Source organism: Streptomyces sp. 4F14, from assembly GCF_048159485.1.
Taxonomy (GTDB): domain Bacteria; phylum Actinomycetota; class Actinomycetes; order Streptomycetales; family Streptomycetaceae; genus Streptomyces.
This window is the reverse complement of record NZ_JBLRVY010000029.1, coordinates 82,512-108,101: the sequence shown is the minus strand read 5'-3', so window position 1 is coordinate 108,101 and position 25,590 is coordinate 82,512. Positions and strand designations below refer to the sequence as shown.

At 74.2% G+C, this 25,590-nt stretch carries 17 protein-coding genes and 2 riboswitches; of the genes, 8 read left to right on the top strand and 9 right to left on the bottom strand.

The genetic code is table 11. The annotated features are described in order from the left end of the window. The first annotated feature begins 110 nt into the window (after positions 1-110). Positions 111-1,367, top strand: a complete 1,257-nt coding sequence (locus ACLZOT_RS38335; protein ID WP_416973773.1) for an MFS transporter — start codon at positions 111-113, stop codon at positions 1,365-1,367. 53 nt (positions 1,368-1,420) lie between these two features. On the opposite strand, the gene ACLZOT_RS38330 is transcribed toward ACLZOT_RS38335, so the two are convergent. The 7 genes from ACLZOT_RS38330 to ACLZOT_RS38300 form a co-directional block, all read right to left on the bottom strand. Further along, entirely contained in the window at positions 1,421-2,545 is a 1,125-nt protein-coding gene (locus tag ACLZOT_RS38330; protein WP_416973772.1) for a PQQ-dependent sugar dehydrogenase, read from the bottom strand. 216 nt (positions 2,546-2,761) lie between these two features. Continuing rightward, on the bottom strand, positions 2,762-4,105 hold the full coding sequence (locus tag ACLZOT_RS38325; protein WP_416973771.1) for a DEAD/DEAH box helicase: 1,344 nt from the start codon (positions 4,103-4,105) through the stop codon (positions 2,762-2,764). A gap of 83 nt (positions 4,106-4,188) precedes the next feature. Continuing rightward, positions 4,189-4,932 carry an ECF transporter S component gene (locus tag ACLZOT_RS38320; protein ID WP_416973821.1) on the bottom strand — a complete coding sequence of 248 codons (744 nt, stop codon included), beginning with the start codon at positions 4,930-4,932 and terminating at the stop codon, positions 4,189-4,191. Positions 4,933-4,961: 29 nt separating this feature from the next. Beyond that, positions 4,962-6,569, bottom strand: coding sequence for an ABC transporter ATP-binding protein (locus ACLZOT_RS38315; protein ID WP_416973770.1), 1,608 nt, complete (start codon positions 6,567-6,569; stop codon positions 4,962-4,964). Next, a complete protein-coding gene (locus ACLZOT_RS38310) occupies positions 6,566-7,654 on the bottom strand; it encodes an energy-coupling factor transporter transmembrane component T (RefSeq protein ID WP_416973769.1) in 1,089 nt (362 codons plus the stop codon). The genes ACLZOT_RS38315 and ACLZOT_RS38310 overlap by 4 nt, the downstream gene beginning before the upstream one ends. Beyond that, positions 7,651-8,505 (bottom strand): LPXTG cell wall anchor domain-containing protein, encoded by an 855-nt coding sequence (locus ACLZOT_RS38305; RefSeq protein ID WP_416973768.1) that lies wholly within the window; start codon positions 8,503-8,505, stop codon positions 7,651-7,653. The genes ACLZOT_RS38310 and ACLZOT_RS38305 overlap by 4 nt, the downstream gene beginning before the upstream one ends. Then, positions 8,502-11,012: a prenyltransferase/squalene oxidase repeat-containing protein gene (locus tag ACLZOT_RS38300; RefSeq protein WP_416973820.1), complete on the bottom strand. Its 2,511-nt coding sequence runs from the start codon at positions 11,010-11,012 to the stop codon at positions 8,502-8,504. The genes ACLZOT_RS38305 and ACLZOT_RS38300 overlap by 4 nt, the downstream gene beginning before the upstream one ends. Before the next feature lie 157 nt (positions 11,013-11,169). Next, a riboswitch (cobalamin riboswitch) is annotated at positions 11,170-11,283 on the bottom strand. Positions 11,284-11,370: 87 nt separating this feature from the next. Beyond that, positions 11,371-11,446, top strand: a riboswitch (cobalamin riboswitch). A 49-nt stretch (positions 11,447-11,495) separates the two neighbouring features. On the opposite strand from ACLZOT_RS38300, the gene ACLZOT_RS38295 reads away from it, so the two are divergent. Further along, positions 11,496-12,875 (top strand): hypothetical protein, encoded by a 1,380-nt coding sequence (locus ACLZOT_RS38295; RefSeq protein WP_416973767.1) that lies wholly within the window; start codon positions 11,496-11,498, stop codon positions 12,873-12,875. 230 nt (positions 12,876-13,105) lie between these two features. Next, entirely contained in the window at positions 13,106-14,203 is a 1,098-nt protein-coding gene (gene rsgA / locus ACLZOT_RS38290) for a ribosome small subunit-dependent GTPase A (protein WP_416973766.1), read from the top strand. A 20-nt stretch (positions 14,204-14,223) separates the two neighbouring features. Here the strand turns inward: rsgA and ACLZOT_RS38285 are convergent, their stop codons facing one another. Continuing rightward, positions 14,224-14,880 carry a histidine phosphatase family protein gene (locus ACLZOT_RS38285; protein ID WP_416973765.1) on the bottom strand — a complete coding sequence of 219 codons (657 nt, stop codon included), beginning with the start codon at positions 14,878-14,880 and terminating at the stop codon, positions 14,224-14,226. Between the two features lie 37 nt (positions 14,881-14,917). After that, a complete protein-coding gene (locus ACLZOT_RS38280; protein WP_416973764.1) occupies positions 14,918-15,670 on the bottom strand; it encodes an SDR family NAD(P)-dependent oxidoreductase in 753 nt (250 codons plus the stop codon). A 177-nt stretch (positions 15,671-15,847) separates the two neighbouring features. Here ACLZOT_RS38280 and ACLZOT_RS38275 point away from each other — a divergent pair, with 177 nt between their 5' ends. From ACLZOT_RS38275 to ACLZOT_RS38255, 5 genes are read left to right on the top strand one after another with little or no spacing between them, the layout of a single operon-like run. Next, positions 15,848-17,164, top strand: a complete 1,317-nt coding sequence (locus tag ACLZOT_RS38275; RefSeq protein ID WP_416973763.1) for an aspartate aminotransferase family protein — start codon at positions 15,848-15,850, stop codon at positions 17,162-17,164. Then, positions 17,161-18,594 (top strand): class I adenylate-forming enzyme family protein, encoded by a 1,434-nt coding sequence (locus ACLZOT_RS38270; RefSeq protein ID WP_416973762.1) that lies wholly within the window; start codon positions 17,161-17,163, stop codon positions 18,592-18,594. Before ACLZOT_RS38275 ends, ACLZOT_RS38270 begins: the two co-directional genes overlap by 4 nt. 13 nt (positions 18,595-18,607) lie before the next feature. Continuing rightward, positions 18,608-19,669 (top strand): ketoacyl-ACP synthase III family protein, encoded by a 1,062-nt coding sequence (locus ACLZOT_RS38265; protein ID WP_416973761.1) that lies wholly within the window; start codon positions 18,608-18,610, stop codon positions 19,667-19,669. Beyond that, positions 19,666-24,852, top strand: a complete 5,187-nt coding sequence (locus ACLZOT_RS38260; protein ID WP_416973760.1) for a beta-ketoacyl synthase N-terminal-like domain-containing protein — start codon at positions 19,666-19,668, stop codon at positions 24,850-24,852. The genes ACLZOT_RS38265 and ACLZOT_RS38260 overlap by 4 nt, the downstream gene beginning before the upstream one ends. Further along, on the top strand, positions 24,839-25,588 hold the full coding sequence (locus ACLZOT_RS38255) for an alpha/beta fold hydrolase (protein ID WP_416973759.1): 750 nt from the start codon (positions 24,839-24,841) through the stop codon (positions 25,586-25,588). The genes ACLZOT_RS38260 and ACLZOT_RS38255 overlap by 14 nt, the downstream gene beginning before the upstream one ends. Positions 25,589-25,590: the final 2 nt, after the last annotated feature.

Here is a 25,590-nt window from a genome sequence, read left to right as displayed (position 1 = left end):
CGGACCGGTCCGCCCCGCCTGTCCCGGGCGGACCGCCCCGCCAAAATGATTCAGTACGACTTGTATCGTAATCCCGTTGCCGATGATCCTCCGCAGACGGGACCCGTGACATGCCTCTCGAATCGCCCTCCGCCACCCGTGAGACCGACAGCGCGGGCGCACCCCGCTCGCCGTCCCTGGGCAAGCCGTTACTCCTCGCCGCCCTCATCCTGCTCGCCCTCAACCTGCGCTCCCCCATCACCTCGATCGCTCCGCTGCTCAACCCCCTCCAGGCCGACCTGCACCTCAGCGAGACGACGGTCGGGGTCCTCACCTCGCTGCCGGTGCTGTGTCTGGGCCTGTTCGCGTTCGTCGCCCCCGGGCTCGGCCGCCGCTGGTCCCTGCGCACGCTGCTCACGCTGTCCCTGGTCGTGCTGACCGTCGGCGCGATCGTGCGCGGCGGGACCTCGCCCGTCGCGCTGTTCGCCGGGACCGTGCTCGTCGCCGCGCCCATCGGCATCGCCAACGTCCTCATACCCGGCCTCATCAAACGCCGCTTCCCGCACTCCGTGCCGCGGGTCTCCGCCTTCTACTCCAGCGCCCTCACCTTCGGGGCGGCGGCCGGTCCCGCGGTGGCGGTGCCGCTGGCCGACGCGACCGGGTCGTCCTGGCGGACGCCGCTGTTCGTCCTCGTCGTGCCGCTCTCCGTGGTGACGGCCGTGGTCGTGCTGCTCGCCCTGCGCAAGGAGCCGCCCGCAGCGCCGCCCGCCCAGCCCGCGCCGGCCACCGGTGCCGGGCGCCCCTCGGGGCTGTGGCGCAGCGCGCTCGCCTGGCAGGTGACCGTGTTCTTCGGGGTGCAGGCGCTCCTGTCGTACACCGTCTTCGGCTGGCTGCCGACCATCTGGCAGGACCACGGGCTGAGCGCCACCTCCGCCGGGCTCGCGCTGTCGCTGTGCAACGCGGTGGGGGTGGTGGGCGCGTGGATCCTGGCCGCCGCCGGTAAGCGGCTGCCCGACCAGCGTCCTGCGGGGGTGACGGTCGCCTGTCTGACCGCGTGCGGGCTCCTGGGCGTCGTCCTCGGCCCCCGGGCCCTGCTGTGGCCGTCCGTCGCCGTCCTCGGTCTCGGTCTCGGCGCCGGGTTCGCGCTCGCCCTCAGCCTCTTCGCGCTGCGCTCCCCCGACGCGCCGACCACCGCCGCGCTCTCGGCGATGGGCCAGGGCATCGGCTACCTGATCGGCGTCCTCGGCCCGCTGGGCGCGGGCGCCCTGCACGACGTCACCGACACCTGGACCTGGCCCCTGACCGTCCTGCTGCTGGCCTGCGCCGTCCAGGTCACGGTCGCTCTCGCGGCGGGGAAGGCGCGCACGGTCGACGCGGTGACACGCTGAGGAACGGCCGCGTGGACGGCGGTCTCAGGAGCCGTCCACGCGGCCTCGGCCGGTCAGGCCGGGTCGATGCGCTGGACGCCGCCCGCGAGGTCGAGGACGTACAGTTCGCCGTCGCCGCGCTGGACGAACGACACGACGCTGCCGCCGTCGACGCCGAGGGTGTCGACCCCGGTCACCTGGCCGCCCGCCAGCCGCAGGGTGCGTACGGTGCCGTCGCAGAAGTCGCTGAACACGTACTGGCCCTGGAGGGCCGGGATCGCCTTGCCCCGGTAGACGTAGCCGCCGGTGACCGAGCAGCCGCCTCCGGTGCGGCCGTACTCGTGGATCGGCCGGACGTGGTTCGCGGGCTCGACGCCGCCCCGGAAGGGGTGGTTGCCCTCCATCTGGGACCAGCCGTAGTTCTCGCCGCCCCGGCTGCTCGCGGACGCCCAGTCGATCTCCTCCCAGGCGTTCTGGCCGACGTCCGCGATCAGCACGTCCTTGGTGGCCTTGTCGAAGGAGAACCGCCAGGGGTTGCGCAGCCCGTACGACCAGATCTCGCCCCTGGCGCCGGGGGTGTTGACGAAGGGGTTGTCGCGCGGGATCGCGTACGGCTTCGCGCCCTTCGGGTCGATCCGCAGGAGCTTGCCGAGCAGGGTGTTCAGCTTCTGCCCGTTGCCCTGCGGGTCGCCGGCCGAGCCGCCGTCGCCGAGCGCGATGTACAGGTAGCCGTCGGGGCCGAACGCGATGTCGCCGCCGTTGTGGTTCGCGAAGGGCTGGGTCTGGGTGAGGACGGTGCGCCGGGTGCTCGGCTGGATCCTGCCGTCCTGTACGCCGAACTCGTCGATGGTGCTGGTGCCCTGGCGGTTGGTGTACGAGATGTAGAAGTGCGTGAAGTCGTTGTCGAACGCGATGCCCAGCAGGCCGCGTTCGCCGTCGGTGGTGGTGTCGCCGGAGATGTCGAGGACGGGGGCGCCGAGGCCGCTGTCGGTCAACACCCGTACTTTTCCGGCGCGTTCGGCGATCCAGACGGTGCCGCCGGGACCGGCGGTGCCCGCGACCGGGCTCTGGGCCGTGGCCACCGTCGTGAGCACGACCTGCGGCGCCTCGCGTTCGCCGGCGGACGCCGTGGTCAGGGCGAGGGAGGCGACGAGGCCCAGGGTGCCGATGATCGCCGAGCTTCTGGTGGGAACTTTCACCGTGATCCTCCTGGAGGCGGCGCACGGGGGAGGTCACCCGGGGGGAGAGTGAAGCGGGTGCCGTCCGCGCCGGTACGCAACCTGAGTGGGGGGTGTGCGCTACTGGCCACGGATGAGGCTACCGGGACTCAAGGGGCGTATGTAGAGCGGCAGTTCGGCCAACCGGTTCCGGCCCGTGTTCCCCATCGGCGGGCAGTTACTCCTCCCGTGACGCGGTCAGCCTCCGCGCCGTACCCGGGCCGCCTCACGGGCCTCGGCGAGCTTGCGCGCCTCACTGCTCTTGCGGGACGGCCGGCCGCCCTTCGTGTCCTTGGTGGTGCCGAGGCCGCGGAAGGGGGCGTTCTGGTTCTTGGGGCGCGGTCCGCCGTCCAGGGGCTTCCCGGAGGGGGCCTTCGCGCCGGTGATCCGGCTCAGCTGGGCCTCGCCCGAGCGGACATGGGTGACCTTGGCGATGATGCCGGCGTCCGTCATGACCTGGGCCGTCTCGCGGCGCTGGCCCGACAGGGCGAGGGTGACGACGGTGCCGGAGCGGCCGGCGCGGGCGGTGCGGCCCGCGCGGTGCAGGTAGTCCTTCGGGTCGGTGGCCGGGTCGACGTTGACGACGAGGTCGAGGTCGTCGACGTGCAGGCCGCGCGCGGCGACGTTCGTCGCGACCAGCACGGTGACCTCGCCGTTCTTGAACTGGGCCAGGGTCCTGGTGCGCTGCGGTTGGGCCTTGCCGCTGTGCAGGGCGGCGGCGGGCACGCCGTGGGCCCGCAGGTGCTTGGTGAGGAGGTCGACGCCGTGCTTGGTGTCCAGGAAGAGCAGGACGCGGCCGTCCCGGGCGGCGATCTCCGTGATCACCGCGTACCGGTCGGGGCCGTGCACGACCAGGACGTGGTGCTCGATCGCGGGGACCGCGCTCGACGCGGGGTCCACGGAGTGCTCGGCGGGCTCGCGCAGGTAGTCGCGCACCAGCTGGTCGACGTCCCGGTCGAGGGTGGCGGAGAACAGCATCCGCTGCCCGTCGGGGCGTACCTGGTCGAGGACTTCGGTGACCTGCGGCAGGAAGCCCAGGTCGCACATCTGGTCGGCCTCGTCCAGGACGGTGATCCGGACCCGGCCCAGCCGGCAGCCCTTGCGTTCGACGAGGTCGTGCAGCCGTCCCGGGGTGGCGACGACGATCTCGGCGCCGTCCCGCAGCTCGGCCACTTGCCGCCCCATCGACACGCCGCCGACCACGGTCGTGAGCCGCAGCCCCAGCGCCTGCGCGTACGGGGTGAGCGCCTCGCCGACCTGCTGCGCCAGCTCCCTGGTCGGCACCAGGACGAGGCCCAGCGGCTCCTTGGGCTGCGCGCGCCGGCCCGCCGTGCGGGCGAGCATCCCGAGGCCGAACGCGAGCGTCTTCCCGGAGCCCGTACGTCCCCGGCCCAGTACGTCCCGTCCCGCGAGCGCGTCCGGGAGGGCCGCCGCCTGGATGGGGAAGGGCACGGTCACCCCGCGCTCCCCGAGCACCCGCAGGATGTCGTCCGGCAGGCCGAGGTCCGCGAAGGACACGGGGGTACGTACTGCTTCGCTCACGAAAGAGCCTTCCTCCGAAGGGACCGTACCGAGGAAGGCGCGGCGGGGGCACAGCAAACGTCCGACGGTAGCACAGGGCCGGCCTACGGCCGGAACCGTACCGGCGCGCTGAACCGGGCCTTGCGGGCAGCGCGCCGGAACGTCGTGAGGACCGCCGGCCCCGCGAGCAGCACGCACACGAAGGTGGTGACCGCCCGCCCGGTGTCCCAGCCGAGGGACGTCGCGATGTCGAAGGCGAGGTAGCGCCGCCACTGCTCGGTGAAGGGGAGGCCGGGGAGGTAGGCGATGGAGCTGCCGGGGTCGAGGGAGAAGGGCCAGAAGGAGAGGTTGAGGAGGAAGCCGAAGAGGTAGCCGGAGAGCGAGCCGTACAGGGCGAGCAGCAGGATCTCGCGGCGGCCCCGGGCGCGCGGCAGGAACCCGGCGAGCATCCCGACGAACGCGCAGCCGAACATCTGGTACGGCATCCAGGGCCCGACCCCGCCGGTGAGCAGCGCGGACGCGAACAGGGACGTACAGCCGAGGACGAACCCGAACCCGGGCCCGTACACGCGCCCGGCGAGGACGAGGACGAAGAACACGGTCTCCACGCCCGCGGTCCCGGCGCCCAGCGGACGCAGCGCGGCGTTGACGGCGGACAGCACCCCGAGCATGGCGAGCGCCTTGGAGTCGATGCCGCCCTCGGCGATCTCCGACAGCACCACGCACAGGACGAGGACGAGCAGCACCCCGAAGATGAGCGGGGGCGCGTAGGCCGAGCCGAACTTGCCCGGCGCGACGACGAACGGCCAGCAGAACGCGACCAGTCCGAGGAACGCGGCGAGGCACATGACGATCCCGGCACGGCCGGTGAGCCGGATCACCGCCGGGCCGCCTCGACCTGATCGACCGTCAAGTACGGGAGCGGCGCGAGGATCTTCGCGGTCTGCGGGGCGAACACCGGTGAGGCGACGACGACTTCGGCACTCGGCCCGTCCGCGACGACCTCCCCCTCGGCCATGACGACGACACGGTCGGCGGCGCGGGCGGCGAACTCGACGTCGTGCGTGGAGATCACGACGGCCGCCCCACCCGCGGCGAGGGCGTCGGTGATGGCGGTGAGCGCGGTCTTGGCGCGGTAGTCGAGGCCCCGGGTGGGTTCGTCGAGGAGGACGACGCGGGGTGCGGCGGAGAGCTGGATCGCGAGGACGAGGGCGAGCCGCTGGCCCTCGGAGAGGTCGCGGGGGTGGGTGGCGCCGTCGATGCCGGGGGCGAGGCGGTCGAGGATGGCGCGGGCGCGCTCGCGGGTGCCCGACTCCCGGTCGGCCTGGTCGAGTTCCTGGCGCACGCTCTCCAGGTAGAGGAGGTCGGCGGGGGTCTGCGGGACGAGTCCGACGAGCCTGCGGGCCTCGGCGGACGGCAGGTCGTGCGGATCGCCTCCGTCGGCCACCCGGACGGTTCCGGCGCGGCGCGGTCCCGAGCCTTGCAGCGCCCACAGCAGGGAGGACTTCCCGGAGCCGTTGCGGCCCATCAGGGCGGTCACCTCGCCTGCGTGCAGGTCGAGGTCGACCTTGCGGACGGCGGGGGTGGACCGGTAGGTGACGGTGACGCCGCGAGCGGTGAGCAGCCGCTCGGGTTCCCCGGTCGACTCCCGTCGCGCCGGGGGGACTTCGCGGTCGGCGAGGTGGGTGCGCAGAGGTCCGGCGGCGCGGCGGGCGTCGCGGACGGACAGGGGCAGCGGGAACCAGCCCTGGGTACGGCCGAGTTCGACGATCGGGGGCGCGATGGACGTCGTGCGCAGGATGTCGGCCGGGGCGCCGAGGTGGGCGCGGCCGTCGCCGGGGAGGTGCAGGACGCGGTCGGCGTACTGGACGACGCGCTCCAGACGGTGTTCGGCCATGAGGACGGTGACGCCGAGGTCGTGGACGAGGCGGGTGACGGCGGCGAGGACCTCTTCGGCGGCCGTCGGGTCGAGGGCGGAGGTGGGTTCGTCGAGGACGAGGACGCGGGGGTGGGCGGTGAGGACGGAGCCGATGGCGACGCGTTGCTGCTGGCCGCCGGAGAGTTCGTACAGGGCGCGGTGGCGCAGGTCGGCGAGGCCGAGGAGGTCGAGGGTCTCCTCGACGCGTTTGCGCATGGTCGCGGGCGCGATCGCCAGCTGTTCCATGGCGTAGGCGAGTTCCTCCTCGACGGTGTCGGTGACGAACCCGTCGGCCGGGTCCTGGCCCACCACCCCCACGACGTCGGCGAGTTCGCGGGGCGGGTGGTGGGCGGTGTCGCGGCCGTCGACCAGGACGCGGCCGTACAGGGTGCCGCCCGTGAAGTGCGGGACGAGGCCGTTGACGGTGCCCAGAAGGGTGGACTTGCCGACGCCCGTGTGCCCGACGACCAGGCAGAGTTCACCCTCGTCGATCGTCAGGTCTATGTCTTTCAGGGCCGGTTCGTGGGTGTCGTCGTAGTGGACGGTGACCTGGTCGAAGGTGATCACGGTGCTCCGGGCGGGGGCGAGAGGAAACCGGCGGTGGCGGCGAGGAGGATCGCGGCGGTCGGAACCAGCGGCAGCGTGGGCCGGCTCAAGGGGTAGTAGGAGGGGTTGAGCTGGGCGGGGTCGTAGCCGAGACCGGCAAGAAGCAGGACGGCGGCGAGGACGCCGCTGCCCGCGACCGCCCATTCCGGGAACCGCCAGGGGTCGGGGCGGTACGTCGTCCGGGTGACGCGCCGGCCGCCGAGGCGCAGCCCCGCGACGCACAGGGCGGCGCCGGCCCCCAGGGCGGGCAGGCCCAGGAAGGCGGGGGCGGTCGCGTCGAGGAGGCCGTACGCTCCGGCACACAGTCCGCACATGCCCGAAAGCATCAACACCCCGGTGATGCGGCGGGAGTTGCGGGTTGCCGTGCCGCAACGGCCGTAGCCTCGCGAGTCCATGGCGGCGGCCAGGCGCAGGGAGCGTTCGAGGGCGTCCTCCAGGACGGGGACGGCGACCCCGCGCAGGGCACGTGGCCCTCGGGTGCGGCCCGCTCTCAGCTTGCGGGCCCGTGCGACGCGTTGGACGCTCTGGACGAGCTGCGGGGCGACGCTGACGGCGACGGTCACCGCGACGCCCAGCTCGTACAGGGCGCCCGGCAGGACGCGCAGGGCGCGTTTCGGGTTGGCGAGGGTGTTCGCGGCGCCGACGCAGCACAGCATGCACGCGAGGCGCAGCCCGTCCGTCGCCGCCGACAGGAGCGCCTCCAGGGAGACCGGGCCGCCGATCTCGATGCCCGCGTACCAGTCGGGGGTCGGGATCCGCGGCAGGGAGAACAGGAAGTGGTCGCGCGGGGTGACGCCGGTCGCGAAGACCGCGCGGAAGACGACGCGGATCGCGACGACCGTGAGGGCCAGGTAGAGGTAGTAGGGGAAGCCGCGCGCCCAGGGCGCCTCGGTGCGCCGGGCGCTGACGACGTACCCGAGGACCGCGAGCACCAGGAACAGCAGCAGCGGATTGTTCGTGCGGCTGACCGCCGTGGCCAGCGCGAGCGCCCAGATCCACCACGCCATCGGGTGCAGGGTGCGGGGCAGCCGGGCCGAGGCGGTCATCCGGTACGGCGCCGGCGGCGGGCCGTGAAGAGGGCCGCGCCCGCGAGGAGGGCGACGAGGGCGCCACCCACGGCTGCGGGGAGCAGCGAGCCGGAGTCGCCGCGGGGGGTGTCGGCGGCGGGGGTGGCGTCGACGACGCTCGGGGTGGTTGGCGAGGGGGTCGCGGAAGGGGTGCTCGACGAGGGGGCCACCGAAGGGGACGGGGACGGCGGGGCGCTCGAACTCGCCGCCGTCGAAGGCGCTTTGGGAGTCGGCGTCCCGGTGTCCGGGGCGGGCGGTGGTACGGGAGCCTCGGGCGTCGGGGCGGGCGTGCTCGGCTGTCCCTCGGGGCTGGTGTTGTGGGCGCGGAGCTGGTCCGGGGTGACCTTGGGACGGCCCTCGGTGCCGCCGATGTTCGTGCCGCCGAAGGTCCACAGGTCGACACTGCCCGGTTTCGGCTTGTAGAGCATCGCCCCGAGCTGGCTGTACGACCAGTCCGTGGCGCCGGGGTCGGCGTGCCAGTAGGACCAGTAGGCGGAGGCGGGCGGGGTGAGGACGCAGTCGTCGTCGGCCGGGGTCGGGTAGGGCCGGCCGCCGTCGTGGCCGCTGTAGGCGATGCGGCAGATGAACGCCGGTCCGTCGTGTCCGGTGCCGGTGGTGTGCCAGCCGCCCTGGTTGAGGAGTTCGTGTCCGGTGGTGGGGGTCGTGCCGCAGGAGCGGTAGACGGGGCCGCCCCAGTGGCCGAAGTCGACGGCGAGGACGACGCCGGAGGTGGTGGTGCACCGGCCGATCGGCTGGGGTGCGGCCGCCGCCGGGGTGCCGAGCGCGCCGACGGCCAGGGCGAGCGCCGCCGCGCCCCGCAGGCGGGTCATCGGCGGACCCGCCTGCGGGCGAGGACGGTCACGCGCCATCCGGTGAGGACGAGGAGGAGGGCGATGGCGGCGAGGGCTCCGGCCTGGACGCCGGTGGAGGCGAGGGAACCTCCCCCGCCACCGGATCCGTCCGGCGTGATGACCGGAGGAACGCTCCCGCTCGGGCTCGGGCTCGGTGAAGCTGTGGGAACGGGCGTCGGGCTCGACGATGCGCTGTCAGTGGGGGTCGGCTGCGGTGACGTCCCGTCCAGGCTCCGTGCCAGCTCCGCGAACGACACCCCGGTCGCCCCGCCCACCGCCTGCGTCGACGCCCGCAGGTCGGACCCCCGCTGGCCCTCCTTCGCGACGTTGAACCCGCCGTCGGCGTTCTGCTGCGCGGCGAGGAACTTCCGTGCCCGGGCGATCTGTTCGCCGTACGTCACCGCGTCCAGCGAGAGTCCCTGCACGGCGAGCGCCGTCGAGTTCACGGAGGTGCCCGCCGCCCCCGGGAACCCGCCGTCGGACACCTGTCTCCCGGCGATCCAGGCGAGCGCCTTGTCGACGGCCCGCTTCTCGCCCGCGAGGTCGAGTGCCATGGCGGCGACGGCGGTCGAGTCCACGTCCGCGTCCCCGGTGGCCGGGATCAGGCTGGGCCACGCACCGCCGCGCTGCTGGAGGCTCTTGAGGTAGGCGACGGGTTCCGTGGCCTTCTCCCCCGCCCTCAACTGGGCGATGACGGCGAGGGCTTGGGAGAACACGGACGGCGCGTACGTGTACGCCCCCTTCGCCGCGCACGACCGGTCGGGCGCCGGACTCGGCTTGGTGCAGACGGCTTTGCCGAGCGCGGCGACGAGGTCGTGTCCGGCGAAGTCGCGGGGGTCGCGGCCGACCGCCTCGGCGAGCAGCGCGGTCTTGCCGATCGAGCCGCCTGCCGCGTACCGGGTGCCGACTCCCGTCCAGTCGTTGACCGTTCGGCCCTCGCCGTCCTTGCCGAGGCCGTCCAGGAAGTCGACGATGCCCCGCAGGCGGGCGTTGTCGAGGCCGGTCGCCGCGAGGGCGTAGGCGCCGTCGACGGTGAGCCCGAAGTCGGCGCGGGCCGTGCCGGGTCCGGCGCGGTAGTAGCGGCCCTGGGCGAGGTTGGCGGCGCTGGTCAGGTAGGCGACGCCCTTCTTGAGGTCGGGTCCCTGGTAGGGGGCCTGCCAGGTCAGGGTGGCGAGGCTGGTGCCGGCGCCCGCGAGGACCGCCGAGGCCGTGGGCAGCGCGGCCGGTTCGCTCGCGCCCTCCTCGAACCCGAAGCCTCCGCCGTCGAGTTGCTCCCGGGACAGCCAGCCCACGGCCGCGTCGGCGCGTGTCTTCTCGCCGAGGGCGCGCAGGGCCTGGGCGGCGTAGGCGGTGGCGTACACGCTGCCGGTCGGGGAGCCGGTGTAGCCGGGGAAGGCGCCGTCGGCGCGCTGGGTCCTGGTCAGGTGGGTGCGGGCCTTCGTGACGGCGGTGTCGTGTCCGCCCGCCTGGTGCAGGACGAGGGCGGCGAGGCCGGTGGTGGCGGGGTCGCCGTCGCAGTTCTCGCCGGGGCGGATCAGGACGCTGGTGAACCCGCCGTCGGCGCACTGGAGTTGCGTGAGGCGGGTGACGGCGGTGGCCGGGGGTTTCACATCGGCTCGCACCAGGGCGAGGACGGCGAGGGCCTGCCCGTCGGTGTATCCGGCGCCCCGGAAGTCGCCCTCGGCGGTGCAGCCGGGGGCCGGGCCGCTCGCGCAGACGTTCTTCGCGAGGTCGCCGACGAGGTCGTGGCCGCCGAAGGCGCGCGGATCCTGCCCCGCGCTCTCGGCGAGGAGCGCGAGGCGGGCGGCGGCCGTGGCGTCGAGGGCGCCGTTCGGGTAGGCGTAGGCGCCGGTGCGGGCGGCGAGGCCGCTGGTGAGGGCGCCGAGGGCGGTGTCTCCGGTGGCGGCGAGGGCGTACGCGGTCTCGGTGGCGAGCGTCGGGTCGTCGGTGGGGGCGCTCTTCAGCCAGGCGGTGGCCTTCGTGAGGGCGATGTCGCCGGGGGCTCCGGTGGGCGGGGTGCCGGGGTCGGGGGTGCCGGGGCCGCTCGCGCGGACGTCGGCGGGGGTGAAGGAGGGGCGGGTGGTGCCGCCGAACACCCAGGCGTCGACGTCGCCGTCCTTGAGTCTGCGGTCCATCGCGCCGAACCGGCTGTAGGTCCAGTCCTGTTGGCCGGGTGCGGCCGTCCAGTAGGACCAGTAGGCGGAGGCGGGCGGGGTGAGAACGCAGCTCTCCTGCGCGGGAGTCGGGTACTGGGTGCCGGAAGGGCCTTTGCCGATGCGGCAGATGAAGCCGGGGCCGTCGTGCTGGGTGCCGGTGGTGGTGAAGCCGGCGTCGTGCAGGAGGTCGTAGCCGGTGGTCGGGGTGGGGTCGCAGCCGCGTTCCAGGGTGCCGCCGAAGGGGGCGAAGTCGACGGCCACGAGGGCGCCTCGGGTCGCCGTACAGCCGGCGGGCGCATCGACGGCAGACGCGTTCACCGGGGTGAACATGAGGCTGAGGGCGAGCAGCGCGCCCCACAGTCCCGGTCTCGTACGCACCGCTTCCGCCCCCTCGTCCACGGCGCGGGCACGGGAGCGCGCACCCCTGGGCGGGGCGGGTCGCACCACGCCGTAGTCCGCGACGGCGTTCGTTGCTCGATCACGCTCCAGGCAATCCGGCTCGCCCGGCGGTGTGCCGGGCCCACGGTTGCGGGTCAGCGCCGGAATTCGACCGGCTTCCCCTGGAACTTCTTGCGTATCAGCCGGATTTGAACACGCTTCACAGGACGCGTCAAGGCTGCCTCCGGGCCGTCCGGAGCCCCTCTGGCGACGGGGGTCGCGGTCGGGTAGCGTCGCGCCCTGCCGAGTGGGGGAACCCGGTGGGAGTCCGGGGCTGACGCGCAGCGGTGTGGGGCGGCCGGCGGCCGTTCCGAGCCCGAATGCCCAGGCGGCGCAGTGCCCTTGGCAGCCCGTCCACGCGTTCAGGAGCAGCCCGTGCCCGTGTCCCGCATCGCCGCGCTCACCGTCGCGGCGTTCGCTCTGACGGCCGTCCCCGCGGCGGCCACCACCACCCCGGCGCAGCTCGCCACGTCGAAGGCCAACGGGGTGGCGTACCTCAAGTCCCTTCAGGCGGCGGACGGTTCGTACGCCGGTCCCGGTCTGTCCAACGAGTGGGCGTTCTCCGCGCTCGCCGCCGCCGGGACGGCCGCCGTGGACGTCGCGCCGGGCGGGGACGCGTCCAAGAACGCCCGCTCCGTGTACCGGACCCTTCTGTCGACGGCGAGTTGGCCGTCCACGACTCCGGTGGTGACCGACTACGAGCGGGCCGCCCTCAACGCGTACGCCGCCGGCGTGGACCCGGCGCGGGTTTCCGCGTCCCGCAATCTGATCGCGGACGTGTACGGCTACTGGCAGTCCGGTGAGCCCGGTTACTTCGGCCCCTCCGCGACGTTCAACGGGACGGTGTTCGCCGCGCTCGCGCTGAGCGGCGCGAAGACGCAGGCCGGTCAGGTCCGGGTCCCGCAGGCCCTGCGCGACGCGCTCGTCACGCGGATCCGCGCCAACCAGCACGACGACGGCGGCTGGAACCACGCGAAGGCCGAGGGCGATCCCGCGAAGCTGGCGGCGGCGAGCGACATCGACATGACCGGGGCCGCGATGGCCGCGCTGTGTGTGTCGGGGGTGGCGAACACCGATCCGGACATCGCGCAGGCCAAGGCGTTCCTGAAGAGCAAGCTCGTCGCGGGCAGCGGGGCGTTCAACGCGGCGTTCGGCGTCAACACCGACTCCAACGGGTGGGCGGTGTCCGGGCTCAACGCCTGCGGGATCAATCCGCAGACCGGGGACTTCCTCACCGCGCAGGGGAAGACGCCGGTGGACTTCCTGGTCGCCCAGCAGTTCAATCCCGGCGGCGGCTTCAAGTACCTGCCCACCGACACGGTTCCCTCGGCGTACGCGTCCATCGACGGGCTGCGCGCGGTCGCGGGCGGCGGCTTCACCGCGCCGCCGCCGGTCCCGGCGTCCGCTCCGCAGTGGGAGGGCGCGGCCTCCTTCACCTCCGGGACCCCGGCGCGGCTCGCGCTCACCGTGGAGGACGGGTCCGGCGCGCTCAAGGTGTGCTCGGTGGCCCTGACCCCGGCCGGGTCCACGACGACGCTGGGCGCGGTCCTCGACGCGGCGATCGGGGCGGGGGTGCCGTCGGGGTGCGTGACGTCGGTGACCCCGGCGTCCGGGACCGGCGCGGTCACCGCGGTCAACGGCGTCGCCGGGAGCGGGAGTTGGCAGGTGAGCGTGGACGGGGCGGCGTTCGGGGCCGCTGCTCGGGGGACGGTGATCGGCGTCGGGGACACGATCGCGGTGCGGCGGGGGGCCTGAGCCGGCCGTGGGTGGGGCAGTGGGGTGCCGGGCGGCGGAGCCTGTCCGTACCGCGCCCGTCGCGGACGTCGCGGGCGCGTGCCGGGCCCTGCTCCCCCGTACCGCGAGGCGTCGGCGGCCGGGCACCGCTGCCCCGTCGCCACGCCGGCCCCCGGCGCGCGGAGACTAGACTGCGAGCCCGAGCAGCCGGTGCACGTCCGCTGCCCTCACACCCCTCTGGAGGGGCGAGCTTGACCGCTTCCACTGCCTCCCATCCGCTCCGCCGGTACGGCTGGAACGACGCGTGGGCCGCCGGCTTCGCCCCCCATGAGGCGGACGGCCTGCGGCCCGGCCGTGTGGTGCGGGTCGACCGCGGGAGCTGCGAGACCGTCACCGTCGCCGAGGACGGGCGGGTGGCGGCCGTCCGGGCGGGGGTGGGGCCCGTGGCCTCCTCGGATCCGCTGCTCGTCCCCTGTACCGGCGACTGGGTGGCGCTCGACCCGGATCAGGGGGTCGTCCGGGTGCTGCTGCCGCGGCGTACGGCGTTCGTCCGTGCCGTCTCCTCGCAGCGCTCCGACGGCCAGGTCCTGGCCGCCAACATCGACCAGGTGCTCATCGCCGTCTCGCTCGCCGACGAGCTGGATCTCGGGCGTGTCGAGCGTTTCCTCGCCCTTGCGTGGGAGAGCGGCGGGCAGCCGGTGGTGGTCCTCACGAAGGCCGATCTGGTGCCCGACCCGGTGACGCTGTCGTATCTCGTCGAGGACACGGAGAGGGTGGCCCCCGGAGCGCGCGTGCTGTCCGTGAGCGCGGCCACGGGGCAGGGCATGGACGCCCTTACGGCCCTCGTCGACGGCACCGCGGTGCTCCTCGGCCGGTCCGGCGCCGGCAAGTCCACTCTGACCAACGCGCTGACGGGAGGGGACGCGCAGCGGGTCGACGCCACGCGTGACAGTGACGGCAAGGGGCGGCACACGACGACGACCCGCGACCTTCTGCCGTTGCCGGGCGGCGGTGTCCTGATCGACACCCCGGGGCTGCGCGGGGTGGGGCTGTGGGAGGCCGACAACGGCGTCGCCCAGGCGTTCACCGACGTGGAGTCCCTCGCCCGGGACTGCCGTTTCCCCGACTGCTCGCACGGTGAGGAGCCCGGGTGCGCGGTGCTCGCGGCCGTCGAGGAGGGCGAGTTGTCGCCGCGGCGGCTGGAGAACTACCACAAGCTGCTGCGCGAGAACCAGCGGATCGCCGCCCGCAGCGACGCGCGGCTGAGCGCGGAGATCCTGCGGAGCTGGAAGCGGAAGAAGGCGCTGGGCCGCCACATGATGGAACGCAAGCGCGGCCCGCAGCAGTGAGGGCGGCCGGCCGGCTGCCGTCAGCCGGCCGGGTCGAGGTGGCGCGCGTCGTCGAACCGGAGCAGGCGCCACCGCGATCCGTCGTGGACGAACTCGTTGACCGAGGTCGCGGCGGGTGTCGAGTCGGTGAACAGGACGGGCGGGACGGTGTCCAGCAGGGCGGACATCGCCGCGACGATGAACCCGGCGTGGCACACCACGAGGACGGTTTCGCCCCGGTGGCGGGAGAGCAGGTCTTCGGCGACCTGGCCGGCCCGGGTCCGGAACCGGTTCCAGGTCTCGCCGTCGGGGGCGAACGGGCGGTCGGGGTGGGCGGTCATGTCGAACGCCCCGTACTTGCGCTCGTACTCGTCGATGGAGAGACCGTCCGCCGCCCCGAAGTCGAGTTCCCGCGCCTGTGTCTCGACGACCGGTGCCCCGAGTTGCAGGCCGCTCGCCAGGATCTCGGCGGTCTCGCGGGCTCTGAGCACCGGACTGGTCAGCAGCGTGGCCGGCCGCGGTGGTTCGGCCGCCAGCCGGGCCGAGAGCCGGGCGGCCTGGTCCCGCCCGTGCTCCGTGAGTCCGAGACAGGTGCGGGACCCGGCGATCAGCTTCTTCACGCTGGCGTGCGACTGGCCGTGCCGCACCAGCAGTACGCGAGTGACGGCTTGCTGTTCCTGTTCCTGTTCGTGCGTCATTCGCGTCATGGTTCCACGGATCTGCCGCACCGGCAGGTCAGTGGAGGTCCCAGCCGCCGTCGACGGTCAGGCTCTGGCCTGTGATGAAACCGGCCGCGGGAGATGTCAGAAAGGCGACGGCCTCGGCCACGTCATCGGGGCGCCCATGCCGTTTGATGCATTGCCGGGCGAATTCCCGTTCCCGCCAGGAACGGTAATCCGGATGGGATCTCTGATCGGTATTCAGTTCGATCGGACCCGGTCTGACGGAATTCACGGTGATGCCGTGCGGGCCGAGTTCGCGGGCCAGGGCGCGGACGAATGCCTCCAAGCCCCCTTTCGCCGCGATGTACGGGGCGAGTTCCACGCGCCCGAGCCGCGTGAGGACGGTGGAGACGGCCACGATCCGGCCGGTTCCGCGCGCCACGAGGTGGGGTGTGGCGGCGCGGACGCAGGCGATGTGCGCCAGCAGATTGACGTCCACGGCCGAGCGCACGTCGTCCCACGTGGTGTCCTGCCAGGGGGTGTACGTGTACGCCCCGGCGTTGCAGACCAGGACGTCGAGCCTCGGCCCGCAGGCGTCCATGGCCTGCCCGAGGCGGTCCACGGTCTCCTCGTGGGTGAGGTCCCCGACCACGGTGGCGACGACGTCCGCGCCGGCCGCCGACGCCTGCCCGGCGGTGCCGGCGAGCCCGCTGTCCCGGGTCAGATGCGTCAGCACCAGGTCGTGGGTGGCGGCCAGCCGTACGGCGATGGCGGCCCCGAGGCCGGATCCCGCCCCCGTGACCACGGCGACGGCCCGAGACGACATCACATTCCCCCTCCGCCACGCACGCAGGTCAGCCCGTCCGATACTGCCACCCAAGACAGGCCGACCACCCCCGCGATCCAGCCATTCCGGCAACAACCGGTGTCGGGCCGGAAATACCTGGGGCATTCTGTGATGCCGGGATCAGGCCGACGAACCTGGAGGATTTCCGTGGGTGCCATGGACGCCGAACGTCGGACGAATGCCGATTGTCTGGAGGACATCAAAGAGGTCATCGCCGGCGGTGTCAGCAGCAGCATGCGTGCGGCGGCCGTCCCCGTGCCCCTGGTCGTACGCCGTGCCGAAGGCTGCCTGCTCCACGACGTCGAGGACGGCGAGATCGTCGACCTCAACATGGGTTATGGCCCGCATCTCTTCGGTTACGCCGACCCCGACGTGGCCGGTGCCGTGGCCGACCAGTTCACCAAGGGCCATATGACCGGTCTGCCGCACGAGCTGGACGCCGAGGCCGGGGCCCTGGTGGCCGAACTGGTGCCGGGTGTGGAACAGGTCAGGTTCGCCAACTCCGGCACGGAAGCGGTCACCTCCGCCCTGCGCCTCGCGCGCGCCACCACGGGCCGTTCCCTGGTGGTCACCTTCGAGGGCCACTACCACGGCTGGAGCGAGACCGTCCTGCGCGCGGGCAAGAACACGCTCCAGATCCAGGGCACCCGGCCGACGGACGTCGTTCCGGGCGCTCCCGGGATGATCCCCGAGGCCCTCGCCCACACCGCGCAGCTGCCGTGGAACGACGCCGCGGCCGTCGAGGAGCTCTTCGCGCGGGACGGTGACCGGATCGCGGCCGTCATCCTGGAACCGGTCCTGGTCAACGCCGGGGTGATCGCCCCGGCCCCCGGCTTCCTCCAGCTGCTGCGCGATCTGACCGAGCGCAGCGGCGCGATGCTGATCTTCGACGAGGTGATCACCGGTTTCCGGGTCGCCCGGGGAGGGGCGCAGGAGCTGTACGGCGTCGAGCCCGACCTCACGGTCCTGTCGAAGGTCATGGGCGGGGGGTTCCCGGTCGCCGCCTTCGGCGGGCGCAGGACCTCGATGCGGATGCTCGCCACGAACGAGGCGCACCACGCGGGCGTCTACGCCGGGAACCACGCGGCGTTACGGGCGGTCGTCACCGTCCTGACCAAGATCCGTGCGCTGTCCGGTCTCTACAAGGAGCTTGAGGTCCTCGGTGCCGGTGCGGAGGACGCCGTGCGCGAGGTCTTCGCCGAGGGGAAGCGGCCCGTGCACATCAGCCGGGTCGGCACCCTGATGAACGTGGCCCTGCTCAGGAAGCCGCTGGAGCGGGCCGACAGCCTGCGCTCCCTCGCCGAGGCCGTGGACTTCTCCCGGCACCGCCGCTTCCAGGCGCTCGCCCAGCGGGAGGGCGTCTACTTCCATCCGAACGCGCTGGAGCCGTGGTTCCTGAGCACCGCGCACACCGGGGACGTCCTCGACAAGGCGGTGGGGGCGCTGCGCCGCGCGCTGACCGATCTCGGATGACGGGCGCGCGTGCGGAGCTGCTCTCCCTGCTGCGCGCCCAGGGGGCCCGCGGCGGGGACGCGCCGCTGATCGGCGACGACTCCGGGACCATCGGTGCGGCGCGGTTGGCCGAGCGCGTCGACGCCGGGGCCCGTGCCCTGCGGGAGGCCGGCGTCGGCCCTGGGACCCTGGTGGGGACCGTGGCCTGGCCGGCGGCGGAGTTCGTCGCCGACGTGTTCGCCATCATCTCCACCGGCGCGGTCGCGGTGCCGCTCTCGCGCCGGCTGACGCCGTGGGAGCTCCAGCGGATCCAGGAGCGCTGCCCGCTCGACCTCCTGTCGGCCCCGAGGTCGTCGCCCGCCTTCCCGGTCACGGCCGTGGAGCGGGGGGAGCGGATCCTGAGCGTCGGCCGGGAGGGACCCCGCAGGCCCGCCTTCGAGGAGGCGGCGACGGCGCAGATCACGTCGGGCACCACCGGGTACCCCCGGGTCGCGCTGCGCTCCGCCGCAGCTCTGCTGGCGGAGGCCGAGCACTACCGTACGGCTCTGGGGCTGGGTCCCGAGAGCCGGTTGCTGTGCCCGGTGCCCCTCCAGCACGCGTACGGCTTCGGCCTGTGCGCCGTCGCCGCGGTCCTGGCGGGCGCGCACGTGCGCTGTACGACACCGGACAAGCCGCGCGTGCTGTTGCGTGAACTCGCCGCCGGGGACGTGACGTTGTTCGTCGGGGTGCCCCCCATGCTGCGGCTGCTCGCCAAGGCCGCCCGGACCCGGCCGCACGACGGCCCCGCGACCGGTTTCCTGTCCGCCGGCATGGCGCTGGACGCGCACACCGCCGAACTGGTCGCGACCCGGCTCGGCGGGCACGTCGGCCAGGTCTACGGCACCACGGAGACCGGGCCGATCTGTGTGAGCCGCCCGGGCCCGTGGCGGCCCGGCGTCCAGGGGCCCGGCGCTCCCCTGCCCGGGGTGCGGGTCGAGCTCTCCCCGGCCTCGGGGGACGGTGCCGACGACGCCGGGACGGGGCTGGTGACGGTCCGTTCGCCGTCGATGATGCTCGGGTACGCCGAGGGCGGGTCGGTCGACGCGGCCCCGCTGCACGGCGGGTTCACCACCGGCGACCTGGCACGCCTGGAGGGACAGAACCTCGTCCTCGTCGGGCGCCTGTCCACCGCGATCAACGTCGCGGGCGCCAAGGTGAGTCCCGAGGAGATCGAAGCCGTTCTGCTCGCCTTCCCGGATGTCGCCGCCTGTCTGGTGTCCGGCAGGGACGATCCTGTCCTGGGGCAGCGGATCAGTGCGACGGTGACGCCCGGCACGGTCGACCTGGACAAGCTGGAGCGCTTCTGCCGGGAGCGCCTGTCGCCCTCCTGGGTCCCCCACGTCTTCGCCTCCAGGGCGGAACTGCCGACCACCGAGACCGGGAAGGTCATCAGGCCCCGGACCGGTCAGTAAAGGACATGTGAGAGTGAGAACAGAGAACATCTTCCTGGCAGGGACCGGGGCGTTCGTCCCGCCCCGGGTGAGCGTGGCGGAAGCGGTCCGGCGCGGCGCGTACGACCGGGAGCGGATGGAGTCCTGCGGGTGGCGCAACATCGCCGTGGCCGACGGCGTCTCCGCGCCGGACATGGCGGTGGCGGCCGTCCGGCAGGCGGTGGACCGCTCGGGCCTCGGCCCTGAGGACATCGACATCCTCGTCCACTCCTGTGCCTACCATCAGGGCCCCGACGGCTGGTCGGCACCGCACTACATCCTGCGCTCCACCCTCGGCTCCCCCGTCCCGGCGCTGACGGTGGAGCAGGGGTGCAACGCGTTCCTCGCCGCCCTGGAGATGGCCACCCAGTACCTGCTGTGCGCGCCGTCGCGCACCGGCGCCGTGGTGTGCGCCGCGGACAACTTCGGCGCCCCCTCGGTCGACCGGTGGTACGCCCACCGTGACGCGGTGCTCGCCGACGCGGCGACGGCGGTCGTCCTGTCGAAGCAGCCCGGCTGGGCCGCGCTGCGCTCCGTCGAGTCGGTGTCGCTGCCCCAGTACGAGATCCTCAACCGCGGGCACGAGCCGATCTTCCCGCCGGCGGTCACCACGGGGCGCGCGCTCGACATGAACGAGCACCTGGAGGCGATGGTCGAGGAACTGGGCCCGAAAGCGTCCGAGATCGGCCAGGAGTACGGCGCGAGCAGCGCCAAGCTGGTCGAGCAGGTGACGGGCGAGGCGGGGATCACCGTCGCGGACCTGTCGAAGGTGCTCCATCTCGGGGCGGGCACCACGGACTTCCTGGACAGCCATCTGCGGCCGATGGGTCTGGACGCGTCGCTGGGCGCGGTCGACTTCTTCCGCGACCTCGGCCACGCGGGCGCCGCCGACGTCGGGCTGCAGCTCAACCACCTCGTCGAGGACGGGCAGGTGGACGCCGGTGACCACCTCCTGCTGCTGAGCGCGGGACCCGGACTCATGATCACCGCGGCCGTGGTCACGGTGCTGGAAGCGCCCGCCTGGGGCGCCACCGGCACTGAGGGGAGCCTCGTGTGACGCGGGGGCAAGGAGACGGGGAGACCGTCGCGGTCGTCGGTCTGAGCTGCCGGTTCCCCGGTGACGCCGGCTCCCCCGACGCCTTCTGGGACCTCCTGGTCCAGGGCCGGGACGGCATCGGCGACGGGGCGGAGCGCTGGGCTCCGTACGCGGACACCGGGGACGGGCACGCGGCCGTCGTCCGGGAGACCCCGACGCGGGGCGGCTTCCTCGCCGACATCGCCGGTTTCGACGCGGAGTTCTTCGGGATCGCGCCGCGCGAGGCGGAACTGATGGACCCTCAGCAGCGGCTGCTGCTGGAGCTGGCGTGGGAGGCCCTGGAGCACGCGGGGCTCCCGCCGCTCGGTCTGGGCGGCACGGGCTGCGGAGTCTTCGTGGGCGTGGGTTCGGACGACTACGGGCGGCGGCTGCTGGAGGATCTCGCCCGGATCGAGCCCTGGACCGGGATCGGCGCGGCCCTGTGCGCCACGGCCAACCGCATCTCCCACAGCCTCGACCTGCGCGGCCCCAGTCTCGCCGTGGACACCGCGTGCTCCGCCTCCCTGGTCGGCGTCCACCTCGCGCGCCGGAGCCTGCTCGCCGGGGAGTGCGACGTGGCGCTCGCCGGAGGCGTGAACCTCATGGTCGCGCCCGGCCTGTCGGTCACCCTGGCCCGGGCGGGCGCCACCTCGCCGGACGGCCACAGCAAACCGTTCGACGCCTCGGCGGACGGCTACGGACGGGGCGAGGGGGCGGGCGTCCTCGTCCTGAAGCGCCTCTCGGACGCCGAGCGGGCCGGGGACCGGGTCCTGGCGGTGATCCGGGGCAGCGGGGTGAGCCAGGACGGCCGGACCGCGGGCATCATGGCGCCCAACGGCGAGGCGCAGGCGGACCTGATGCGCTCGACGTACGCGCGGTGCGGTATCGCCCCGGAGAGCGTCGACTACGTCGAGGCCCACGGCACCGGGACCGTCGCGGGCGACCCGCTGGAGGCCGGTGCGCTCGCCGCGGTCTTCGGCGCGGGCCGGCCGGCGGACAGCCCGTGCCTGATCGGCTCGGTGAAGGGCAACATCGGGCATCTGGAGGCCGGTTCGGGGATCGCCGGGATGATCAAGACGATCCTCGCGCTCGTCCATGAGGAGATCCCGCCCAGCGTGCACTTCTCCTCGCCCAACCCGCGCATTCCCTGGGAGCGGGCACGGCTGCGGGTGGCGCGGGAGCGCACCCCGTGGCCCCGGGGGGAGCGTCCCCGCCGGGCGGGTGTCTCCAGCTTCGGGTACGGCGGGACCATCGCCCACGTGGTCCTGGAGGAGGCGCCGGCGGTTCCCGAGGAGGCGGCGGCCCCGGCCTCGACCTGTCTGTTCCCGCTCTCCGGCCGCTCCGTGGAAGCCGTCCGGGAGGACGCCGCCCGGCTCGCCGACTGGCTTCAGGGGCCGGGCTCCGGCGCCGCGCTCGCCTCGGTCGCGCAGGATCTGGGAACCCGGCGCAGCCACCTGGAGCACCGGGTCGCCGTCGTCGCCGCCGACCGCGCGGAGCTGGCGGGCAGGCTGCGCGGCTTCGCCGCCGGTGACGCGGTGCCCGGCGTCGCCGACGGGGCGGTGACGGGCGAGGGCCTCGACGACGTGGTGTGGGTGTTCTCCGGGACCGGCGCCCAGTGGCCGGGCATGGGCCGCGAGCTGCTGGCCACGGACGCCGTGTTCGCCGAGGTGATCGACAGGATCGGGCCGGTCTTCGCCGAGGAGTTCGGCGCGACGGCCCGGGAGCTGATCGAGGCCGGCGACGTCGGCCGGGTGGACGTGGCCCAGACGATGATCTACGCGGTGCAGATGGGCCTGGTCGCCGTCTGGCGCTCGCTCGGGGTCCGGCCCGCGGCGGTCATCGGCCACTCCATGGGGGAGATCGCCGCCGCCGCGACGGCGGGAGTGCTGTCGCTGGAGGACGGCGCCCGGCTGGTGTGCCGGCGCAGTGTCCTGCTGCGGCGGGTGGCCGGCGCGGGCGGCATGCTGATGATCGGCCTGCCCGCCGACGAGGCCGCGGCGCGGCTCGGCGGCGCCGACGGCGTGGTGCCGGCGGTCCTCGCCTCGCCCACGACGACCGTGGTGGCCGGCGCGGTCGCGGAGATCGACGCCCTCGCCCGGGAGCTGGCCGCGGACGCGTCCTTGCTGGTGCGCCGCGTCGACTGTGACGTGGCCTTCCACAGCCCGCAGATGGAGCCCCTGATGAAGGAGCTCGCCGAGGCCGCGGCCGACCTCACCGTGCACTCCCCCGGCATCCCCGTCTACAGCACCGCGCTGGACGACCCGCGCGACACGGCCGTCCGCGACGGCGCCTACTGGGCGGCCAATCTGCGCAGCCCGGTCCGGCTGTCCGGCGCCGTGGCCGCGGCGGCCGAGGACGGGTTCCGTACGTTCCTTGAGGTGTCGGCCCACCCGGTGGTCCGGCACTCGGTGCAGGAGACGCTGGACACGGTCGGGGCCGACCGGCACTGCCTCGCCGCGTCCCTGCGCCGCGATGCCGGGGAGCGGGAGCACCTGCTGCTGAACGCGGGGCTGCTGTACTGCCACGGCGTCCCCCTCGACTGGCCCTCCGCCCCGGGCACCCGGCCCCTGCCGTTGCCGGTCCGCAGCTGGCGGCGCCAGCGGTACTGGCGCGACCTGCCGGTCCACCGGGCCGACCGGGGGCGGCACGACCCGGCGAGCCGCACCCTGCTGGGGCCGCGTACGACGCTGGCCGGGACCACGCCGCTGGACCTCTGGCGCACCCGCGTCGATCTGGGGTCCCGGCCGTATCCGGGCAGCCACACCATCCACGGCGCGGAGATCGTCCCGGCGGCCGTGGTCGTCCAGACCTTCCTGGACGCGGCCGGGGGGAGCCCGGGGGCGGGCGGTCTGCGCGACGTGTCGTTCGACCTGCCGCTGGCCCTGTCCACGGCCCAGGACGTCGACGTGATCGCGCAGGACGGCGTGATCCGCCTGCTATCGCGGACCGCCGACCCCCAGGAGGACGACGGACCGTCGCTGACCCACTCGGTGGCGTCCGTGTCCGGCGACGACTCGCCGCCGCCGCTGCGTCCGGCCACGGCCGGAGCGGGGACGGCGCTTCCCCGCAACGGGATCGCCACCGCCCTCGCCTCGGTCGGCGTGCCGAGCATGGCCTTCCCCTGGCGCGTGGAGCGGCTGGAACAGGTCCCGGACGGGCTGCGCGCGGACATCGCCACGCCCGACGAACCGGCGTCCTGGGCCCCCCTGCTCGACGCCGCGCTGTCCATGGCGGCCGTCGCCTTCCCCGGACCCGCCGAACTGCGGGTGGTGGCCGGCGTCGCCCGCGTGTGGACCACGGGCGAGCCCCCGTCCCGCGCCCGCCTGGAGGCGTACGTCGACGGCGGTGGCTCGGCGCATGTGCGGATCACCGCGCGGGACGGGCGGACCGTGGCCGTGCTGGCCGGGGTCCGGTACGCGGGCGGCGAGGCCGGGGCGCGTTCGGCGCAGCCCGGGGAACTGCTGTTCCGCACGGACTGGAAACCCCTCCCCCTCGACGGCTCCGCCCCGTCCCGGACCCTGGTGCTGGCCGGCCCGGACGGGCAGCTGACGGCAGCGCTCAGGGCCACGGCCGACGAGCACGGTGTCCCCTGCCTGGCGGCGGAGTCCCCGGAAGGGCTCGACGGGCTGCGCGGGCAGGTCTCCGGTCCGGTGGACGTGCTCCTGCTGCCCCTGACGGACCTGACGGACCGTCCGGCCGAGGAGTGCGAGGCCGCGGACCTGGCCGTGCGCGAGGCGTGGCAGCTCGCGTCGGCGGCGCGGCGGCTGGGCACGTGGCCGCCCGGCACGGCGCGGCTGTGGTCACTGACCCTCGGTGTCCGCGAGGCGGACCGGCCGGAGGCGGTGGCCCAGGCGGCCCGGTGGGGTCTCGGCCGGGTCGTCGGGGGCGAGCACCCCGAACTGTGGGGCGGCACGGTCGATCTCGGCCCGCACCCCACCGGGGACGACCTGACCGCCGCGCTGCGCGTGGTCGCCGCGAACCCGGGCGAGGACGTCGTCGCCGTCCGTGCGGGCGAGGCGTGGGCGAACCGGCTGGTCCGCTCCGAGGACGCGGGCGAGCAGCGCGCCCCGCTGCGGTGCCGGCCTGACGGCACGTATCTCGTCACGGGCGGTCTGGGCAGCCTGGGCGGGGAGATCGCCCGGTGGCTGGTGGAGCGGGGCGCGCGCCGTCTCGTGCTCGCCGGACGCGCCGGCCTGCCGCCCCGGTCGGAGTGGGACGCGGTCACCGACGAGGTCCAGGCACGCCGGGTCGCGACCGTCCGCGGGCTCGAAGCTCTCGGGGCGAGCGTACGGGTGCTGTCCCTGGACCTGTCCGACGCCAAGGCGGCCGCCGCCGCCCTGACCCCGGACGCGCTGGGCATGCCCCCGGTGCGCGGGGTGGTGCACGCGGCCGGTGTGCTCCAGGACCAGCTGGTCGACCGGCTCGACGCCGACGCCCTGGCGGCGGTGATGCGGCCGAAGGCCGGCGGCGCGCTGACCCTGCACCGGCTGTTCCCGCCGGGGACCCTGGACTTCCTGGTCCACTTCTCGTCGTGCGGCCAGTACCTGGGCCTCACCGGCCAGGCCGCCTACGCGTCGGCCAACGCCTTCCTCGACGCCATGGCCGGGTACGACCACACCCTCGGTGCCGACGGCAGCATGAGCCTGGCGTGGACGTCGTGGCGGGGCATGGGCATGGCGGCCAACGCGGCGGTGGACGCCGAGCTCCAGGCGCACGGTGTCGGCGACATCACGGCGTCCGACGCCTTCGCCGCCTGGGACCTCGCCGCCCGGACCGGCGCCGCGTCCCTCGCGGTGCTGCGCACGGTGCCGCTCCCGGACGGGGTCCGCCGTACGGGTCTGCTGCGCGACCTCGCCGACGGGGCCCCGGCGCGGGAGGGGGCGGTGGCCGGGGCACGGCCGGCCGAGGAACTGCCGGAGGAGGAACTGCGGGCTCTGCTGCACGAGCAGACGGTCTCCGTCATCGTCGGCGAGATGAAGCTGGACCCGGCGCAGCTCGATCCGGACCGGTCTCTGCTGAAGTCGGGGCTGGACTCGGTGATGGCGATCGTCATCCGGCGCCGTCTGGAACGGGTGCTGGAGCGCAAGCTGCCGGCCAACCTGGTCTGGCACCAGCAGACGGTCACGGCCATCGTGGACTACCTCGTGACCAGTGCGCGCTCCTGAGGGACGGAGCGAGGCGCCGCTGACGCTGAACTGCCGGGTCACCGGTGACCCGGCGGGGAGGCCGGCGGTGCTGCTCCACGCGCTGGGGAACACCGGACAAAGCTGGGACCGGCTCGTCGCCGCGCTGCTGCCCCGGGGCCGCCGGTTGTTCGTGCCGGATCTGCGCGGACACGGGCGCAGCCCCCGGGCGGACGCGTACACCTTCGAGCTGATGTACCGGGACGTGCTGTGCCTGCTGGACCGGCACGGTCTGGACGAGGTGGATCTCGTGGGCCACTCCATGGGCGGTCATGTGGCCTGGCTCATCGCCCAGCGCCATCCCGCGCGGGTGCGCAGGCTGGTGATCGAGGACACGCCTCCGCCGCCACGGGACGCGGCGGCGGAGGCGGAGCTGCGGGCGCGGTCCGGGCCGGCCGGCGGCCCCGCGCGCGTCATCTCGCTGTACCAGGAGTTCCGCGAACTGCGCCGGGCCGGGGAGCTGGACAGCGCCGCGGTACGCCCCGTCATCGACGGCCTCCAGAGGGCGGATCCGGTGTGGTGGCGGCGGCTCGCCGACGTGACCGCCGAGACGCTGGTGATCAGCGGTGGCCTGTCCAGCCCGGTCCCCCGCTCCCTGCTCGCCGAGGTCGCCGGGGCGGTGCCCCGGGGACGGCTGCTGGCCATCGACGCGGGCCACTACGTGCACCGCACCGAACCGGAGTGCTTCTGCGCCGAGGTGGCCCGCTTCCTGCGGTGACC

Coding starts and splice junctions, on each gene's coding strand:
- ACLZOT_RS38335 (WP_416973773.1), top strand. CDS start 111: ATGCCTCTCGAATCGCCCTCCGCCACCCGTGAGACCGACAGCGCGGGC.
- ACLZOT_RS38320 (WP_416973821.1), bottom strand. CDS start 4,932: ATGTGCCTCGCCGCGTTCCTCGGACTGGTCGCGTTCTGCTGGCCGTTC.
- ACLZOT_RS38310 (WP_416973769.1), bottom strand. CDS start 7,654: ATGACCGCCTCGGCCCGGCTGCCCCGCACCCTGCACCCGATGGCGTGG.
- ACLZOT_RS38305 (WP_416973768.1), bottom strand. CDS start 8,505: ATGACCCGCCTGCGGGGCGCGGCGGCGCTCGCCCTGGCCGTCGGCGCG.
- ACLZOT_RS38300 (WP_416973820.1), bottom strand. CDS start 11,012: ATGTTCACCCCGGTGAACGCGTCTGCCGTCGATGCGCCCGCCGGCTGT.
- ACLZOT_RS38285 (WP_416973765.1), bottom strand. CDS start 14,880: ATGACGCACGAACAGGAACAGGAACAGCAAGCCGTCACTCGCGTACTG.
- ACLZOT_RS38280 (WP_416973764.1), bottom strand. CDS start 15,670: ATGTCGTCTCGGGCCGTCGCCGTGGTCACGGGGGCGGGATCCGGCCTC.
- ACLZOT_RS38275 (WP_416973763.1), top strand. CDS start 15,848: ATGGACGCCGAACGTCGGACGAATGCCGATTGTCTGGAGGACATCAAA.
- ACLZOT_RS38270 (WP_416973762.1), top strand. CDS start 17,161: ATGACGGGCGCGCGTGCGGAGCTGCTCTCCCTGCTGCGCGCCCAGGGG.